This window comes from Gloeocapsopsis crepidinum LEGE 06123, assembly GCF_015207655.1.
Taxonomy (GTDB): domain Bacteria; phylum Cyanobacteriota; class Cyanobacteriia; order Cyanobacteriales; family Chroococcidiopsidaceae; genus Gloeocapsopsis; species Gloeocapsopsis crepidinum.
In genome coordinates this window covers 131,529-149,131 of sequence record NZ_JADEWN010000003.1, presented here as the reverse complement: position 1 = coordinate 149,131, position 17,603 = coordinate 131,529, and the positions used below count along the sequence as shown (strand labels likewise).

At 41.4% G+C, this 17,603-nt stretch carries 16 protein-coding genes; 8 read left to right on the top strand and 8 right to left on the bottom strand.

Going from position 1 to position 17,603, the window contains the following annotated elements; genetic code table 11:
• Window positions 1-434: 434 nt before the first annotated feature.
• From IQ230_RS02185 to IQ230_RS02155, 7 genes are all read left to right on the top strand, one after another.
• Window positions 435-1,208 carry an SAM-dependent methyltransferase gene (locus tag IQ230_RS02185; RefSeq protein WP_193930359.1) on the top strand — a complete coding sequence of 258 codons (774 nt, stop codon included), beginning with the start codon at window positions 435-437 and terminating at the stop codon, window positions 1,206-1,208.
• A 39-nt stretch (window positions 1,209-1,247) separates the two neighbouring features.
• Entirely contained in the window at window positions 1,248-1,595 is a 348-nt protein-coding gene (locus IQ230_RS02180) for a cupin domain-containing protein (protein WP_193930357.1), read from the top strand.
• 62 nt (window positions 1,596-1,657) lie between these two features.
• Window positions 1,658-2,020, top strand: a complete 363-nt coding sequence (locus tag IQ230_RS02175) for a group I truncated hemoglobin (protein WP_193930355.1) — start codon at window positions 1,658-1,660, stop codon at window positions 2,018-2,020.
• A 129-nt stretch (window positions 2,021-2,149) separates the two neighbouring features.
• The gene (locus IQ230_RS02170; protein ID WP_193930353.1) at window positions 2,150-2,608 is read left to right on the top strand and encodes a transposase; all 459 of its coding nucleotides are present in this window, start codon (window positions 2,150-2,152) and stop codon (window positions 2,606-2,608) included.
• Window positions 2,609-2,630: 22 nt separating this feature from the next.
• Window positions 2,631-3,581 (top strand): NAD(P)/FAD-dependent oxidoreductase, encoded by a 951-nt coding sequence (locus IQ230_RS02165; protein ID WP_193930351.1) that lies wholly within the window; start codon window positions 2,631-2,633, stop codon window positions 3,579-3,581.
• A gap of 5 nt (window positions 3,582-3,586) precedes the next feature.
• Complete coding sequence (locus IQ230_RS02160) at window positions 3,587-3,916, top strand: hypothetical protein (protein WP_193930349.1); 330 nt, start codon at window positions 3,587-3,589, stop codon at window positions 3,914-3,916.
• A 334-nt stretch (window positions 3,917-4,250) separates the two neighbouring features.
• A complete protein-coding gene (locus IQ230_RS02155; protein ID WP_193930347.1) occupies window positions 4,251-6,554 on the top strand; it encodes a nitric-oxide reductase large subunit in 2,304 nt (767 codons plus the stop codon).
• A gap of 93 nt (window positions 6,555-6,647) precedes the next feature.
• Here IQ230_RS02155 and rpaB read toward each other — a convergent pair whose 3' ends face one another.
• From rpaB to IQ230_RS02140, 3 genes are all read right to left on the bottom strand, one after another.
• A complete protein-coding gene (gene rpaB, locus IQ230_RS02150) occupies window positions 6,648-7,376 on the bottom strand; it encodes a response regulator transcription factor RpaB (RefSeq protein ID WP_193930346.1) in 729 nt (242 codons plus the stop codon).
• A 714-nt stretch (window positions 7,377-8,090) separates the two neighbouring features.
• Window positions 8,091-8,795, bottom strand: a complete 705-nt coding sequence (locus IQ230_RS02145; protein ID WP_193930344.1) for a Crp/Fnr family transcriptional regulator — start codon at window positions 8,793-8,795, stop codon at window positions 8,091-8,093.
• Between the two features lie 124 nt (window positions 8,796-8,919).
• Window positions 8,920-9,576 (bottom strand): HAD family hydrolase, encoded by a 657-nt coding sequence (locus IQ230_RS02140; protein ID WP_193930342.1) that lies wholly within the window; start codon window positions 9,574-9,576, stop codon window positions 8,920-8,922.
• Window positions 9,577-9,652: 76 nt separating this feature from the next.
• Here IQ230_RS02140 and IQ230_RS02135 point away from each other — a divergent pair, with 76 nt between their 5' ends.
• Complete coding sequence (locus IQ230_RS02135; protein WP_228054501.1) at window positions 9,653-11,128, top strand: glycoside hydrolase family 1 protein; 1,476 nt, start codon at window positions 9,653-9,655, stop codon at window positions 11,126-11,128.
• A gap of 154 nt (window positions 11,129-11,282) precedes the next feature.
• Here IQ230_RS02135 and IQ230_RS02130 read toward each other — a convergent pair whose 3' ends face one another.
• The 5 genes from IQ230_RS02130 to IQ230_RS02110 form a co-directional block, all read right to left on the bottom strand.
• A complete protein-coding gene (locus tag IQ230_RS02130) occupies window positions 11,283-12,680 on the bottom strand; it encodes an amidase (RefSeq protein WP_193930340.1) in 1,398 nt (465 codons plus the stop codon).
• Between the two features lie 195 nt (window positions 12,681-12,875).
• A complete protein-coding gene (locus IQ230_RS02125) occupies window positions 12,876-13,982 on the bottom strand; it encodes a hybrid sensor histidine kinase/response regulator (RefSeq protein WP_193930338.1) in 1,107 nt (368 codons plus the stop codon).
• Between the two features lie 336 nt (window positions 13,983-14,318).
• Window positions 14,319-16,028, bottom strand: coding sequence for an urease subunit alpha (gene ureC / locus IQ230_RS02120; RefSeq protein WP_228054500.1), 1,710 nt, complete (start codon window positions 16,026-16,028; stop codon window positions 14,319-14,321).
• Window positions 16,029-16,176: 148 nt separating this feature from the next.
• The gene (locus IQ230_RS02115; RefSeq protein ID WP_193930337.1) at window positions 16,177-16,662 is read right to left on the bottom strand and encodes a TM2 domain-containing protein; all 486 of its coding nucleotides are present in this window, start codon (window positions 16,660-16,662) and stop codon (window positions 16,177-16,179) included.
• Window positions 16,663-17,069: 407 nt separating this feature from the next.
• Window positions 17,070-17,537 carry a hypothetical protein gene (locus IQ230_RS02110; protein ID WP_193930336.1) on the bottom strand — a complete coding sequence of 156 codons (468 nt, stop codon included), beginning with the start codon at window positions 17,535-17,537 and terminating at the stop codon, window positions 17,070-17,072.
• Window positions 17,538-17,603 lie beyond the last annotated feature (66 nt).

The following is a 17,603-nucleotide window of genomic DNA, read 5'->3' as shown; positions in this document are numbered from 1 at the left end:
CCCCAACTACTGCATTCAGGGTTGATCTTCTCATTGCCACTGCACTCGATTTAATTAATCCCGTGCATTTGAAAAACTGGTTTACTCACTGTTGCTACTGTGCCTCATAAAACTGCAATAGGCTGTAATTGAAATACCAAATTAGGCAAGCGTCCATTTTAAGCGTAGGATGCAGTATGCACCTCATTGCGTGATTGTGTCTCCAAAGTCAATGCGCGATCGCCTCGTGTCAAAGTTACGTACTCTGTGCTAGTTATACGATATTGAAATTAGTGATTAAGTGTATTCACGGTAATGGGTAATTGAAATAAATAGAAATAACTTTCCACCGATTACCGATTACCAATTACCACTTAATAGTATGAGCTAGCTCAAAGACGAAACAATAAATTCCTGGCAAATTGAGGATAGTTGAGTTGAGAGGGTCAATCGAAATGACCAAATCTACCCTCATGCAAACCGCACCAGGACACGAAGTGCTTGCAGCCGCAGGTAAAAAATATCTGCGTCCTGGTGGGAGAATAGCAACAGAACAACTACTTCAGTGGGCTAATTTTCAACCAGGCGAAACTGTTTTAGAACTCGCAGCGAGTTTTGGCTATAGTGCGATCGCACTTGCACAACGATATGGTGTCAAAGTTGTTGGTGTCGAGAAAAAACCTGAAAGTGTCCGCCAAGCGCGTGACAATATTCGTGCTGCAAACTTAGAAAATCAAATCGAAATCATCGAGGGTGACATTTTCCATCTCGACGCAATACCAGGACAGTTTGATTATGTTTTAGCCGAAGCAATCTTGACGATGCAATCTCCACCAGGGAAGGCAAAAATTCTAGCTGGGATTCGCGATCGCCTCAAACCTGGTGGTAAGTTTCTCTCGCATGACTTATTAGCGCGTGACAACGAAGAACAAATTAGCGCTGAACTTGCACAAGTCATTCGCGTTAATGCGACACCACTTTCTGAAGCTAACTGGACTAATACATATGAAAGTGCAGGCTTACACGTTGAAAAAGTTCAAACTGGAGCAATGAGTCTCTTAAATTTTAGACAAATGTTTCAGGATGAAGGTGTTTTTAATACGCTGCGAATTTTAGGAAATATTCTAACTCGCGAACCAATCCGTAAACGAGTGTTAGAAATGCGGCGTGTTTTCAACAAATACAATGAGGAATTAGGTTATATCCTCATCTGCGCTACTACTCAGTAATTCCTAAATAATCCACCAACTATACTTTAAGTAGAAACCATGACTTCTACCATCAATACCAGCGCGTCTTCAAAAATCCAACTGCGAGAACAAATCGAATATCCTAGTGCTGGAGTTCTTAGCAAAGTCTTAATTAAAGACAACGCTTGTCAACATACGCTATTTTGTCTTGCAGCTAATACAGAAATAGCTGAACATACTTCTACTTACAACGCCACAATTAATGTAATTGAAGGTGAAGGAATATTAAACCTTGAAGGGCAAGAAATCGCTTTACAGCCAGGTATTTTTGTTTTTATGCCTGCTCACGCACCTCATGCACTAAAAGCAACAGAGAATTTAGCTTTTCTCCTTACACTTTCTGAAAAGATCGCACAGGGTAATTAGGACTAATTTTGTTTGATTTTACGCTGATTTACAGCTAATTATTAATGACTTGAGGCAAAAATATGCAATCAGCAACATTGTACGAGAAACTTGGCAAAGAGCAGGCTATTAAACAGGTCGTAGATGATTTTTACACCCGTGTTTTAGCAGACAATACTGTTAATTCCTTTTTTGCACATACAGATATGGAAAAACAGCGTCGTCACCAAACTGCTTTCATTTCATTTGCGCTTGGTAGTCCTACTCCTTACACAGGACGTTCGATGGAAAAAGCACACGCAGGTTTAAACTTACAACCAGAACACTTTGATGCAATTGTCAAGCATTTAGGTGAAGCGCTAGAGGCACATCATGTCCCATCTGCTGAAATTAATAAAATTCGCGATCGGATCGCAAATTTAAAACAGGCTGTCTTGTACAAGTAACGACGGTGGTTCTCAAGCATCTATGAGCTAGCTCATAAAAGTAGTTAAGAATTTTTGTCAGGCTAGAGATAGCACAGATGCAACTCAATGCCATCTTGGCATAGCCTGACGTTCTAGGAGGTGACTTTTATGGCACCTAAAACCGAGAAACTCGCCAAAATCTATCTAGAAAGTTCTCCTGCTGAGATTTCTGAAGAGACTACAGATGAGCTGATTGATTTCATCATGAATCAATTTAGAGCGCTTCCTTTTGCAGTTCAAGCCTCAGAGTATATGCGGTACGACACGGTAGAAGAACTGTACGCAGACATTGAAAAAGGACATTTATGGGTTTCAATGGAAACCTACGGCGCAGATTTCTACCCTAATCCCTTCTACGGATTTGCATTTCTAGCGATACATGACTACGATCACTACCAAACGCATGCTGATTTTAGTCTTGAAGGTGAGATTACAGCATACCGAGCGATCGCGAAGCGTTCTCCCAGCTTAGAAGTTCAAAAAATTCTCTACTCTGAGATTGTTCTTAAGTCTGCCGCACATATCTATCTCGGACACGCACCAGAACCGAAACTCGTTTTCGCTTAATTATTCAGAGGTATTCGATGCGATGGATAACTTTGATTATGACGTAGTAATTGTTGGTGGCGGTCCTGCAGGTTGTACTTGCGCCCTCTACACTTCCCGTTATCAGTTAAAAACAGTGATTTTGGATAAAAACCCCTCGGCGGGAGCGCTGGCGATTACGCACAAAATTGCTAACTACCCAGGGGTGCGTGGTGAAGTCACAGGAAGTGAATTACTCGATGTGATGCGTCAGCAGGCGATTGAATTTGGAACTGACTATAAACGCGCTCAAGTTTTTGGGATCGACGCTGAAGATACTCAGAAAAAAGTTTATACACCCGAAGGGACTTTTATCGGAAAAGCGCTGGTACTCGCAACTGGCGCAATGGGGCGTACGCCTTCTATACCTGGTGAAGCTGAGTTTTTGGGTCGAGGTGTAAGCTACTGTGCAACGTGTGATGCCGCTTTTTACCGTAACCGCGAGGTTGTTGTTGTAGGAATGAGTCATGAGGCGATCGCCGAAGCTCAAGTACTGACAAAATTTGCTGCAACTGTTCATTGGGTAACTGCTAAAGACCCCGCCAGAAGCAACGAATACGCGCAAGAACTCCTCGCTCATCCTCAAGTTAAACTTTGGAAAAAAGCCCGCTTATCCGCAATTGAAGGCGATGACAGTGGCGTTACAGGCACTAATTTGTACTTGATGAGCGATAAGAAAACTCAACATATCCCCGCCGAGGGCGTTTTTGTTTACTTACAAGGAGCCAAACCCATCGTTGATTTTCTCGGCGATCAGATTGAACTCAAACCAGATGGCGGCGTTAAAGTTGATGAAATGATGCAAACGAGCATCCCAGGAGTTTGGGCAATTGGGGACATTCGCAACACGCCATTTAAGCAAGCAGTCGTAGCCGCTGGGGATGGTTGCATCGCCGCGATGGATATTGACCGCTATCTCAAGCAGCGCAAGAACGTCAAACCTGATTGGGGTTAAAAGCAATGAACGCTAACAACATCAAGTGTCGTTATTTAGGTTGGGGCGATTTGCAGAAGTTTCGCCAAACCTCTTTAGCCGATAATGAAGCTTTAATTTACACCACTCCTACAAGTGATGTTCCAGTTCTAATTCGTGGTTTCCTCAACTGCATTCGCTCAAATGAACTCAAAGCAAAATTACCTGCACAACTTTCCGAAAATGATCTTGTAGGAGCGATCGTAGCAATGATAAGAAATTTACCTGAAACTTTATTAATAGAATTTGATGAATGGCTACGTAGTACACAAACAAAATCAACAAATACGGTTGTCTGTGCCACCTTGAGTTGGTAGCTAAAATAGTATTTCTGTCTGTGTATGAAATTATAGATACACCATCGATTCAATCACTTCACAGTCTATCTACACTCGTCTTTCTAAATCGCTATTAGCAACATAAGCAACCAAAGTGCGATATTTGTAAAACAAATCTACTTAGTGATGGCGCTCATATCACAAGCCTTCACTACAAACAAGATCCTCTCTTTATTCTTTTCTTTGTGTACTTTGTGGTTCGTCTCCAAAAATATTCAACCCTTAGAGCAAACTCATATAAAACTTGAAGCTACAGAATTAGCATTGCCAAAGATTTACTCAATCTCTTTCTATCCACACATTTTTGATCGCTATGGCATCAACACTGATAGATTCCCACTCCAAAACGCCACATAAAACACGCCAATTAAGCTTACCAGTGTGGCTAGTTTTAATCTGCATTATTGCCTTTTCTATTCTATTAGGAACTGGGGCAATTATTTGGAAGAATGCTCCACCCGTACCAGCAACGATTCGTTCTCCTCAGCAAGAAATTTTACTCACCCAACCAGAAATTCAAGCTGGACAAGAAATTTATCTAGCGCGTGGCGGACAACACATTGGTAGTATCTGGGGACACGGAAGCTATTTAGCACCTGATTGGACAGCTGATGTTCTTCATCGTTGGGGTTTAGCAACTGCGGGAGTTCTATTCAACAAAAATCCTGAGTTCTCGCAAGCTGATTTAGAAGCTTTACCCGTACCAGAACGTGCTAGCTTACAAGCACAAGTCAGCGAACACTTTAAAACTAATCGGTACGATCCGCAAACGCATGAATTAATTCTCACAAATGCTCAAACTCAAGGTTTGAAACAGGTCTTCCAAGATTACCAAAAACTCTTAGCACACGGTTCTGCAATTCACTCAATTCCCAATGGATGGTTTAAGGATGATACGCAAATTCATAATGTCACAGCTTTCTTTGCTTGGACAGCATGGGCTGCAGCAGCCAATCGACCGAATGCTCCATTTTCTTATACTGCAAATTGGCCACATGATGACTTAATTGGCAATCAACCACCAGGACAATTTCTTATTTGGTCAATCGTGTCAATTGTCGTACTTATTGCAGGAATTGGTGTATTTTTATTAGTCTATTTAGCTCAAGAAGAATCTGACGAAGTACAGCCAGTACCAGTACGCCCCGCAGTCCGAATTCCGACTCCTAGCCAAAAAGTTACCTCGCTATATTTTGGTGTAGCTATGGTGTTGTTTTTGGTGCAAATTCTGATGGGAATGTTTACTGCACACTACGCTGTAGAAGGAGAAGGTTTTTACGGAATTCCTTTAAATCAATTTCTGCCTTATGCTGCATCTCGCACTTGGCACTTACAATTAGCTATATTTTGGATTGCAACGTGTTGGCTAGCAGCAGGATTATACTTTGCTCCGCGTTTTGGTGGTTTTGAACCTAAATTTCAAGCATTGGGTAACACAATTCTGCTCATCGCACTCGCTGTCATTGTCGGTGGTTCGATGATTGGTACTTGGGAAGCAGTTACAGGGGTTTTAGATGTAAAAAGTAGCTTTTTGTGGGGACACCAAGGTTATGAATATATTGAATTGGGTAGAGTTTGGCAAGTGCTGCTCATTGCTGATATGACCTTTTGGTTATGGCTGATGTACCGTGCGTTTAAACCTGCTTTGCAAAAAGAGAAAAATCCTACTGGTTTAAGTCACTTTTTCCTTTATAGTGCGATTACAATTCCTTTGTTTTATTCGGTTGGTTTGATGTATACTAATCACACGCCGTTAAGTATTGCCGAGTATTGGCGGTGGTGGGTGATTCACCTTTGGGTTGAAGGTTTTTTTGAAGTATTTGCTACAGTTGTTATCGCCTATCTTTGTAGTGAATTAGGTTTTTTAAAGCGTTCTTCGGCATTGAGAGCAACTTATTTAACGACAATTTTGTATCTGGGTAGCGGCGTCATTGGAACTTTGCATCACTTATATTTTTCTGGTACGCCATCGTTTATTGCAGCGATGGGAGCAGTATTCTCCGCGTTAGAAGTTGTCCCGTTATCTTTGATTGGCTTTGAGGTGTTAAAAACACTAAAACTTTCGCAAGAAGCTGAGGGATTTTATCGTTGGCCTTTACGCTTTTTTATTGCTACTTGTTTTTGGAATTTAGTTGGCGCAGGTGTGTTTGGATTTTTAATTAATCCTCCGATTATTCTTTACTATTCACAAGGTTTAAATACGACACCAATTCATGCCCATGCTTCTTTATTTGGGGTTTACGGTTGTCTTGCTTTGGCACTGATGCTATTTGCTTTTCGCGAATTTGTCCCCGAAGATGCATGGAATGAAAAGTTACTGCGCTTTGCTTTTTGGGCAATTAACGGTGGTTTGGTTGTAATGCTGGTTTTTGGTTTAATTCCCAATGGATTTTATCAACTTGTTGAATCAGTAAATCATGGTACTTGGTTTGCACGAAGCGCAGAAGTTATTAGTAGTCCTTGGATGCGATGGACGGTTTGGTTACGAATTCCAGGAGATATTATTTTTGCAGTAGGTACACTCGCAATGTTTGCATTCACTATAAGAGCAATTTTTGCGGTCTTCCGTTTTCCAGTACAGACTAGCGTTGCAGAGTTAACGCCTACTGAACATTAATTTATTGCTAAATAATTTTTATTCTCCAAGATTAGACTTGGAGACTTTTTTGTGTCAAAGCGATCGCCACTTTATCTTGACATTAATTGCATTCTATGCACCTAAGACTTGTGGTAGTTCAGTCACTTTCTGAAAAAAATAACCTGTACCTCGATCAGTGTGAATAAACTCTGGGTTTTTAGGGTCTTCTTTCAGCTTGACTCGTAGCCGCGAGATGTGAACATCAACGACTCGGACATCAGCTTGCTGACGCGGGCTATACCCCCAAATCTGTTGCAAGATTTCAGAGCGAGATATGACTTCTCCAGCACGTGTTACTAATAGTTTCAGTAAGTTAAATTCTAAATTAGTTAACCGAATTCGTTCTTCGTTCAGCGTGACTTGTCGCTTGTTGAAATCAATTTGCAATCTACCTGCACAGACTACTCCTGCTCCTGAAAAGCTAGGACGATCAATTCGTCGTAAAATTGCTTCAATTCTTACTTCCAATTCTTTCGGAGAAAAAGGCTTCACAAGGTAGTCATCTGCACCTAGCTTCAGCCCCGTGATCCGGTCTGCAACATCACCCAAGGCAGTTAACATAATAATAGGAATGTCAGAACTTTCGCGAATTTCTTGACAAACACCATATCCATCAAGCTTTGGTAGCATCACATCTAAGACGACGAGATCGGGATCTTCAGTTGCGAAGACCTCTAAAGCCTCTTTACCATCCGCAGCTGCTACAACGTTGTACCCCACCATAGAAAGCCTTGTGGTGAGAATGCGACGGATCATAGCTTCATCGTCTACCACCAAAATTTTTTTCTTATCGCTCGCCACTATCGAGTACTCCTTGCTTGTGTTCAGCAACTCGCTAGCAATCTTTTTTTTCATGGGTAAATAACTCACCATTAAGATTGCCCCGCGTTGAACCTGAAGCGTTTTGAGATGAGTTATTACGGTTCTGATAACAAATGATAACAAATCTTTTCACGAAACGGTGAAGCTAAAAAAGCTAAGCTGTCTTAAAGAAATGTTTCTCAGATGAGAGACTATGTTCATACAGAAGTGTGCTTGAGTAAGCTAGATTGCTGTTCAGCATTTGAGTTATCACAATGTTACACAAAGGTAAGTAAGTACTTCAAGGTTTTATAATTCATTGTTACAACGTTGGTGACTTAGTGGCGAACTGTTATTATCAAAGGTCAAAGCTTATACTCAGAAGACTGACATGGCAAATCCCTTCCTTGGTGTTAGGATTCCTCCTGAGTTAGAACAGGCGATTCTTACTAGGATGAAAGAAACAGGGCAGTCTAAATCAGAAATCGTGATTAGTGCCCTCAGGTCTTATTTAGGAATAATGTCTTGCCATGAAAGGCTAGATAACGTTGAGCAAAGGTTGTCAGCGCTGGAAAAGAGTGTCAGAGAAGCCGTAGAACTTATGGTCTCATACAGGCAAAAGCACAGCGTCTATCATGTGAACCACAGTCTCGATCGTCATTCAGATATGTAATTCAATTTTGATTAATTTTTGTTGCAGAAGCAACCTGTTGTTTATTCTATAACTGCTAACTCTCCCCGCGCGATCGCTTCCAACTTTTCCATATCCAAAACAGCGATCCTACCGCCTCGATGATAAACAAGGCAACTAAGACTTTTAATTAATCTTAGACATTCTTCGTAAGTAATCCCAATACTCCGTGCAATGCGATAGTAAGGTAACTTAACCCGCAAAAACTCGCCATCTTTAGTAGTCTGTGTGCCATATTCAACCGCAGAATAATGAATCAATCTTGCTAGGCGCACGATCGCACGTTCTGAAACTAAGCCATGAACAGTTTCATGCAGTTGCTGCAAGCGCGAATTAAACACCATCAGCATCTTTAAAGCAATATCAGGATTCTGCTGAATCGTTGTGAGTAAAGCATCGCGTTCTACAGTGAGAATTTGACAATTAGTTTCTGCTGTAACCGTTGCAGGTGCAATTCCATCACCCAATAGTGCTGGCGCAGCAAATATTTCTCCTAGAGTAAGTGTCCGTAGAATGGTTTCTTTGCCTGTAGTTGCGATTTTAGTGACTCGCAGTTCACCATCAATGAGAGCATACAATTTGGCTAGTAAGCGATCGCCTTCATGAAAGACAATTTCTCCCTGACAATATTGGCGAATTTGCGTGTAAGGTTGTAATTTAAACTTGTCTAGAGTTTCTAAACCTGCCAACACACTTACTTGCGAAATCTGCTCTATACTTGCCTGCATATAGTACTTCTAGATGATTCGTGAATTTAATCAATATGCCGGAAGAATGGCTAATGGCAAAGAACAAGTCTTCTATTCTTCTATAAAGAATTAGCACTAAAAGCTAACAGCGAATAACTTGAGTTTAACTCCTAGGAACTCCCAATAATTCCCACAATCTTGAGTCGGTATAGTCAGAGATAACTAAGACTGCGCCTAGTTCATACAGTTGGCTGGGTTCTTGAGTCGTAGCAATACCGATAGTTTTAATACCTGCTGCAACCGCCGATCGCATTCCGGAAGGTGAATCTTCAAACGCTAAAGCTTCGCCTGGAGTAATGCCAAACTCTTTAAGAATATACTCATAAGGAGCAGGATCAGGTTTAGGGATACCAACCTCGGCTGAGATCGCAACTCGATCAAATGCGGTTGATAGTTTTAAAACCTCTAGCATATATTCTGCATTAGCACGCGGTGCATTAGTAACCACTGCTTGTTTAAGTTTGCGTTCAGTTCCCCAGGCGATCGCGTTAGTAAGTCCAGAAAGCGGTGTGAGACTACCCGCAACTTCACGAAAACAAGCTTCTTTGCGATCGCTAAACTGATAAATCGCTTCATCTGTCCACTCTGGCATAAAATCGCGCACGATTTGGGGATTAAGTCGCCCACTCATATGATTTTTGTAGAACTCTTCATCAATCTCGATTCCATATTCTTGCAACATTTCGCGCCAAACTTTGTAATGGAGAGGATCGGTGTTGACGATGGTTCCATCAAGGTCGTACAAAATTGCTGCCAGCATGATTCCTTAAGATAAAAGCTTAATGCTGACATTAACACAATTAACTGTGATACCTATGTATTAAGTGTCACGGTAGATGCGTTGGACGGATGTCATAAGAAAAATATTAGCCGAAGATTGTTTAGATGGTGTCATAGCCGCAGTTATTTGCGGGAAACTAGTGATGTTTACACAAGACAAATTTCTTTGGGGTGTTGCGAGTGCTGCTTATCAGGTTGAAGGAGGTTATCAAGCTGATAATAAAGGTTGTTCAAATTGGGATGTTTATACCAATGACTATCAAGTTACTAAGGCTTTTATTGGTAAACAGGATACAGGTAATGTTGCCATCAATTTTTATGACCGGACGCAGTATTTGCAAGATATTGCTTTGATGAGACAGCTTGGTGTTAACGCTTATCGTTTCTCGATCTCATGGTCACGCATTATCCCTAATGGAACAGGTCAGGTAAACTCGCAGGGTGTAGCTTATTACAATCAGTTAGCTGACGATCTTTTATCAAATGAAATTGAACCTGTCATCACTAATTTTCATTGGGATCTACCGTACAAATTACAAGAAAAAGGTGGCTGGGCTAACTCTGATTCGGTGCAGTGGTATGCAGAGTATGCCAATATTCTTTTCACAAATTACGGGGATAGAGTTAAGAAGTTTATCACCTTTAATGAGCCTTTTATTAACCTTTTCTTTATTGAACCCTTAGCACACAATGCCATTGAGAACAAAGCAAATCCTTATGCAATTAGTAATGAAACTTATGGTAAACAAGCTGAAGCAGTACATCATTTATTACTTGCAAGTGCAACAGCAATCCAAAATTACCACCAATTAAAGTTAGGTGGTACAATTGGCATTACTTTAAGCTTTACACCTACTATTCCTTTAGATACAAATAAAGCAGAAGATGTCCAAGCGGCTATGATATTTGATGGCTTACATAATCGTTGGTTTTTGGATGCAATGTATAAAGGTAAATATCCAGATGACGTTGTCAAGTTGCACCAGAAATACAATCCTACTTTTCAAGTATCAGCAGAGGATATGCAGCTGATCGCTGCAAATAAACCGGATTTTATTGGCGTTAATTTCTATGCACCAGCTTATGTGAAAGCTGATGATTCCGCACCTTATAACGCAGAGTGGTTCTCTACTAACCCTGATGAGATAAAAATGTTTAATGGTCCAGTGCGACCAGAGTATTTGTACAAGCTGCTGATGTGGATTAAAAATGAGTATGATAATCCTGTAATTTATATTACTGAAAATGGTGCAGGCTTTGGTGAGCTTGACGAACAGTTAGATAAAGATTTAGTTAAAGATCCTCTACGAGCAGACTATATTAAACGTCATATTGATACTGCATTGCAAGCGAAGCAAGATGGTGTAGATTTACGCGGATATATGTTGTGGAGTTTTTGCGATAACTTTGAATGGCTTTTTGGGTACGATAAGCGTTTTGGTATTGTGTATGTCGATTTTGAGTCTCAACGCAGAACACCAAAGCAGAGTTTCTATGAGTATCAGCAGATTATATTAAATTTGGTTGAATAGTGCGGAATGAATTCGCTGCTAGACAAACAAAGCCCACCAATTTAGAGTTATGAGTCGTGAAGTGTTGAGTTTAAGAAAATTTAATTCAAAACTTAAAATTCAAAACTCTTGAAACTTTGCTTGGTAGCCCTGACTTCAGTCAGCGGCTATTTCTTCAAACGGCGATCGCTGGACGATATTGACTCCAAGACTGCGCGGCTTCTAGCTGTGCAGCTAATGCGATTAAAGTCGATTCTGTAGCAGGACGACCAACAAGTTGAATCCCAATTGGTAATCCGTTGTCATCAAAACCTGTAGGAAGTGCGATCGCTGGTTGACCGCTAGCATTAAATGGCGGACATGGTGCAATCCAGTTAATCATTTGTTGCAATGTTGTTTCTGGGTTCAAATTAGCCCATGCACCAATAGTAATTGAAGAATGCATGTATGTTGGTGTTATGAGCACATCCACATTGTCAAAGAACGCCACAATTCGACGCGCGATCGCTTGCATTTGAGACACAGCCCGCAAATAATCTCCCGCAGTTCCACTTTGGGCGAGTAACCACTGGTTGAGTGGTTGCAGAACTTCTTGAGGAATCCCACTTGCACCTACTGCTGATTGCCAAATGCGTGTAAATGGTTCAATTAAGCCATTAAAATCAGGACAACCTGGTTCAACAATATGTCCCATCACTTGTAGTCGATTAGCAGTATCGCAGACTGCTTGTTGACACGCTGCGTCGGCTTCACCAATTGGTGGGATACTTGTTGTAAATGCAATACGTAAGCGTCCTAATTGTTGTGTAGTTGCTGCTAGAAAACTCGGTTGTGGTTCGGGTAGCCAATAAGGATCTCCAGTGACATAACCAGACATGACATCAAGCAACGCTGCAGCATCTGCAACTGTGCGGGCAATTGGACCATTAGATGATAGACCACTTAAGCGATCGCCCACAGGTGCCCACGAAACTCTACCGCGTGATGGCTTAATTCCAACTAAACCACAACAAAATGCTGGACCGCGAATGGAACCGCCAGCATCAGAACCTTGAGCGATCGCACACAACCCAGCAGCAACAGCTGATGCCGATCCACCACTCGAACCACCAGCAGTACGATCTAAACTCCAAGGATTGCGCGTTGGGGGAAAACCGGTTGGTTCAGTGTAGGGAAAAGAACCAAGTTCAGATGTCGCTGTTTTACCTAAAATGATGAATCCTGCATGACGAATGCGCGTGACAACTCCGTCATCGTATGCTGCAATTTCATTTTTTAAGACTGGAACGCCATAAGTACACGGAACACCTGCAACAGAATTTAGGTCTTTAATCGCAATTGGTACGCCAAAAAATGGTGGTAATTCTTTGCTTTTACTCAATAACTCAGTTTTGGCTTTAGCATCTGCGATCGCACTTTCTGCCATCACGGTAAAATAACTACCAATTTGACCATCCAATTGCTGAATGCGTTCGAGGTAAAGTTCGACTAATTCAACTGGCGATACTTCACCGCTGTGGATTAACTGCGCTTGATCGAGGGCTGAGGTAAAGGCTAGATCAGTTTTACTCATGAGGTGTGGTCAATAGCGATCGCGTTTGCGAAGTTAGCACGTCGAAGAAAGTTGAGCAAGAACCTTTAGCGTTCATCAACTTAATAGCTGATGAAAATGATATCAGCTTATTTACACGACCGCTGCTTTAATGACCAGCCTTTGAATAGTATGAATACTCTCGCAGTTATTTAACTATCTCCATATTGCTAGAAGTTACTGCGCAATAGGGAGATGAACAGCAAATATACTACCTTGCCCAGGTGTTGATTTAACGTCAATTGTACCCTGATGAGCTTCTACAATTCTACGTGAAAGGTATAGTCCTAAACCACTACCAGAGCGTTTGTGACTTCCTTGGCGAAATCTTTCAAATAAAGTAGCTTGTTCTGCTTGAGGAATACCAGAACCAGTATCTATGACTTCAATTGTGATGTATGAATCTGAATCTGCGCCTTGAGAAAGTTTCATGCGTACAGTTACAGAACCATTATCAGTAAACTTAATTGCATTTCCCACTAAGTTTATAAATAAACGGTGAATTTCCAAGCGATCGCCGATGATTTTCGGATTAACTTGTAAATTCATTGATTCAAACTGTAAGGGAAGTTTTTTTTCTTGTGCCAGCGGTTCTAGTTCCTTGACAACTTCTGCTAGCACCTCTTGCAAATTGACAGGCATGAAATTTAAAACTTTACGATCTGCCTCAAAGCGGTATACTTCTAATAAAGTATTCACCATTTGTAACAAGTTCTGATTACTACGCGCCATTGTAGTAACTGCTTCTTTCATTGTTGGTGAAAGTTCACCTAAAGCCCCTTGTTGAAACAGCATGAGCATTCTATCTGCCGCGACAAGAGGAGTACGCAAATCGTGTGTTAGGCGAGATACAAAATCTTCTCTTTGACGAGCTATTTGATCGCGTTCATCCACGCTATGTTTTAACCGTAATAGCGATCGCACGCGTGCCAACAATTCATCAACCTCTACAGGTTTGCGAATAAAATCATCTGCGCCCATATCCAAGCCCTGTGCTACGCTTGGCTGATCGTATGCTGTTATGAGTAAAATCGGGATAAATGGCAACTGGTTATTTTGACGAATGCGCTGAGTTACCTCAAAGCCGTCCATTCCTGGCATCATCACATCAAGCAGTACCAGATGTGGCGGAGATTGATCAACTAGTCTTAAAGCTGTAGAACCATTTTCGGCAGTTGCTATTTTGTAACCTTCTTCTTCCAGAATTGTTTGGATCAGGAAAACATTGTCTGGCGAGTCATCCACAACGAGAATATTGTCAGGGCGAGAGGGTTGAGCACACATGGAATAAAAATATTGTATAACTTTGAGTTAAATTTTATGAACTGCTTGTATCTGTATTATTTTTCCTCCTAACTGCTCATTTGACCTCCTACTTGCGAAGGATTATTTTTATACCAACTTGTTATTAGAGCTTCTCTACGTATTATTTCGCTTGCTTGCCAGAAAACTCCAATTAACTATTATTTTGGTCAAAAACTGTGAGAAAACAAAACTGAACTTGGACAATACAGCACAAGTTGAACTCACAAGAGCAATTGGATAATAAAGTTTACTTACTAGCTACTAGTTACTATTATCTTACTTTCTTGATTTGATGTATTCTGGTAGTCATTAATTTCAAAAGAGAAAATAGCGTTGTGCTAGAGGTAAGATTGTTGCAGGCTCACAAGTCAGTAATTTTCCGTCTGCTTTCACTTCATATGTCTCTGAATCTACCTCTATTTGAGGCAGAAGATCATTTAATTTCATTTCTCTTTTACTGAGGTGACGAGTACCAGAGACAGGAACTACACTTTTTTGTAAGTTTAGCTGTTGGGAAATTCCTAAATCTTTTGCAGCTTGTGAAACAAAAGTCAGTGAAGTTGTTGCGATCGCTCCACCAAAACTAGCAAACATCGGGCGCATATGTACAGGTTGTGGCGTAGGGATACTCGCGTTAGCATCTCCCATTTGCGCATAAGCGATCGCCCCGCCTTTAATGACAATTTCTGGCTTGACACCAAAAAACGCCGGACGCCACAAACACAAATCAGCAAGTTTCCCCTCTTCAACAGAACCGACATATTCAGAAATACCGTGTGCGATCGCCGGATTAATCGTATATTTAGCAACATAGCGCTTGGCGCGAAAGTTGTCGTTTGCTGCGGTATCTTCTGCTAGTGCACCGCGCTGTACTTTCATTTTGTGCGCAGTTTGCCAAGTACGAATAATCACTTCGCCTACTCGCCCCATTGCTTGAGAATCAGAAGAAATCATGCTAAAAGCACCCAGATCGTGCAAAATGTCTTCGGCTGCAATTGTTTCTCTCCGAATCCGCGACTCAGCAAAGGCAACATCTTCCGCAATACCTGGATCGAGGTGATGGCATACCATCAGCATATCTAAGTGTTCGTCTAGAGTATTTAGTGTATAAGGACGTGTAGGATTGGTAGAAGAAGGTAAAACGTTAGCTTCTCCGCAGACTTTGATAATATCTGGTGCATGACCGCCACCTGCACCTTCTGTATGATAAGTGTGAATGACGCGATTTTTGAAAGCAGCGATCGTATCTTCAACAAATCCTGCTTCGTTGAGTGTATCGGTGTGAATAGCAACTTGCACATCAAATTCATCTGCAACACTCAAACAGGTATCAATTGCAGCAGGTGTTGTTCCCCAATCTTCATGGAGTTTTAAACCCATTGCCCCTGCTTGAACTTGTTCGACGAGTCCTTGTGGTTGGCTACTGTTACCTTTACCTAAAAAACCTAAATTAACTGGAAAGGCATCCGCAGCTTGCAGCATTCGGTAAATATTCCAAGGTCCAGGCGTACAAGTTGTTGCGTTTGTTCCCGTTGCTGGACCTGTACCGCCACCAATCATTGTCGTGACTCCAGAGGCGATCGCTGTCTCAATCTGTTGCGGACAAATAAAGTGAATGTGCGCGTCAATACCTCCAGCCGTGAGGATCATTCCTTCTGAGGCGATCGCTTCAGTTCCAGGACCAATAATAATATCTACATTGTCTTGAATGTAAGGATTTCCCGCTTTGCCAATTTTGAAAATTTTGCCGTCTTTAATGCCAATATCAGCTTTAACGATTCCCCACCAATCAAGAATTAAAGCATTTGTAATCACAACATCAACAGCACCATCAGCGTTGGATATTGGCGATTGTCCCATACCATCGCGAATCACTTTACCACCGCCAAATTTGACTTCATCGCCGTAGGTTGTCAAGTCTTGTTCAACTTCAATAATCAATTCTGTATCTGCAAGTCGCACGCGATCGCCTACTGTTGGACCAAATGTCTCAGCGTAAGCACGACGATCCATGCGATAACTCATGCGATGCTCCTTTTATGGGCGATTTAAAAGTAGAAACTTCGGTATTTTAGCCTGTTCTAGCGCTGAGATAAAAGCTGTTGAACTAGAAGATAATCGAGCAAATGCGATCGCATCCTTACAAAGCATTGACTGCCTTCTCATCCCAGACTCATACATCAAACCGATAACGAATTGCACCTGTTACAGGATCGTTGCAAATTTCAGCACATCCTACTTTTTCAGCTTCTTGCAGTAGTTTTTTTGCTTCTTTTGGGTCTAGCCCAGTGTACATAGCTGCTTGTGCGATCGATAGTTGTCCGCCGTTTTTTTTGGCTGCTAGCAGTAACTTTTGCATCGGACTATGTGCTGTTGAAGGTGAGGCGCTTGCTTGAAACTTTTGCTGACGAGGAATATTGCCAATATTTAACTCCAGCGATTGTTGAGCGTGTAGTCCTCGTAGATAAATATTACGCCGATTCACCATATTAGGAATGAAAGCTAGGTCTATCAGTTGACCAACACCAAGAAAACCAAATGTGAAAAGATAAACTAGACCACTTGTCACGTGACCAGTGTAAAATCTTTGACCTCCACAAATTCCAAAAAAGCACAAACACCATAGAAGGTAAGCAACGCCTGAGTTTACTTGCTGCATCGCTGTTTATCTCCAATATTGAACTACCTGTGTATAGTGTTCCCTTCGATACAACACGAACAACAAGACAAGCAGAGTTCAGCTAGCAAGTAATTTTTAAGATTTTTGCCTAAGACTATGGCATCCCTAGAGAGGCGATCGCAGATTTATTCTTTGACTATCTCAAATAAATCTTCTATCATCACATCAAACGTTTTTGCCAGTTTACACGCGGTAAGATCGACAGTTGCTCTTTCTGACAAGCGCATATAAGTTTTAACAGAACTTAACCCCAACCCTGGTAGGGTTGGGGCAAAAAATCCATAATGTGATATGAAATAATAGGCTTTTTAGGTCTCTCTCCTTGTAAGGGAGAGGAATGGGAGCAGGATCTACTCCCTGCTACCCCAACAATGAAACCTATTTTTTTAGTTGAAACTTCTCATCCTTCCAAACTCCATCGCCTCTTCTTGTTCAAATTCTAAAGCTTCTTCTTTTTCTAAGTTAGTCAACACTTCCCGTACTGTCTGCCGAGATACTCTTAGTTCCATATTATCCCAGCAATGACCTTGACCTCTTTTCACTTCAGGTGAATTGCGTAACTGACGCAATACATTTAAACAAGCAGGACAGTCACAGCCAAATAAGCTGACGGCAGCATCACTTTCTGCTGCACTAAAATCTAAAAAAGGGTGCTCCTCAGATGTCACATCAGTGGATGCAATTAAAATACCACGGTTGTGGTGGGGGTTGATAGCAGATATCTGAAAGTCAGTTGGTACATCGCAGGAAACTTGAGTTTTCGTGGCAGATACACCTGGTGTTAGTAACATAGTTAACATCGATCCAACTACAGTTGGAATTGCCACCAAATTAAACCATAGCTTGTGTTTCATACTCAAATCTCCTCGACAACGTATCAAACCTTTGAGCAGCCATTGTAATTCATCTTGAGCTAGTAC

Excerpts from the sequence above, each read along its gene's own strand:
- IQ230_RS02140 (WP_193930342.1), bottom strand. The coding sequence starts at position 9,576 with ATGCTGGCAGCAATTTTGTACGACCTTGATGGAACCATCGTCAACACC.
- IQ230_RS02160 (WP_193930349.1), top strand. The coding sequence starts at position 3,587 with ATGAACGCTAACAACATCAAGTGTCGTTATTTAGGTTGGGGCGATTTG.
- IQ230_RS02175 (WP_193930355.1), top strand. The coding sequence starts at position 1,658 with ATGCAATCAGCAACATTGTACGAGAAACTTGGCAAAGAGCAGGCTATT.
- IQ230_RS02130 (WP_193930340.1), bottom strand. The coding sequence starts at position 12,680 with ATGAGTAAAACTGATCTAGCCTTTACCTCAGCCCTCGATCAAGCGCAG.
- IQ230_RS02115 (WP_193930337.1), bottom strand. The coding sequence starts at position 16,662 with ATGCAGCAAGTAAACTCAGGCGTTGCTTACCTTCTATGGTGTTTGTGC.
- IQ230_RS02155 (WP_193930347.1), top strand. The coding sequence starts at position 4,251 with ATGGCATCAACACTGATAGATTCCCACTCCAAAACGCCACATAAAACA.
- IQ230_RS02145 (WP_193930344.1), bottom strand. The coding sequence starts at position 8,795 with ATGCAGGCAAGTATAGAGCAGATTTCGCAAGTAAGTGTGTTGGCAGGT.
- IQ230_RS02170 (WP_193930353.1), top strand. The coding sequence starts at position 2,150 with ATGGCACCTAAAACCGAGAAACTCGCCAAAATCTATCTAGAAAGTTCT.
- IQ230_RS02135 (WP_228054501.1), top strand. The coding sequence starts at position 9,653 with ATGCGTTGGACGGATGTCATAAGAAAAATATTAGCCGAAGATTGTTTA.
- IQ230_RS02110 (WP_193930336.1), bottom strand. The coding sequence starts at position 17,537 with ATGAAACACAAGCTATGGTTTAATTTGGTGGCAATTCCAACTGTAGTT.
- IQ230_RS02125 (WP_193930338.1), bottom strand. The coding sequence starts at position 13,982 with ATGTGTGCTCAACCCTCTCGCCCTGACAATATTCTCGTTGTGGATGAC.
- IQ230_RS02180 (WP_193930357.1), top strand. The coding sequence starts at position 1,248 with ATGACTTCTACCATCAATACCAGCGCGTCTTCAAAAATCCAACTGCGA.
- IQ230_RS02165 (WP_193930351.1), top strand. The coding sequence starts at position 2,631 with ATGGATAACTTTGATTATGACGTAGTAATTGTTGGTGGCGGTCCTGCA.
- ureC (WP_228054500.1), bottom strand. The coding sequence starts at position 16,028 with ATGAGTTATCGCATGGATCGTCGTGCTTACGCTGAGACATTTGGTCCA.
- IQ230_RS02185 (WP_193930359.1), top strand. The coding sequence starts at position 435 with ATGACCAAATCTACCCTCATGCAAACCGCACCAGGACACGAAGTGCTT.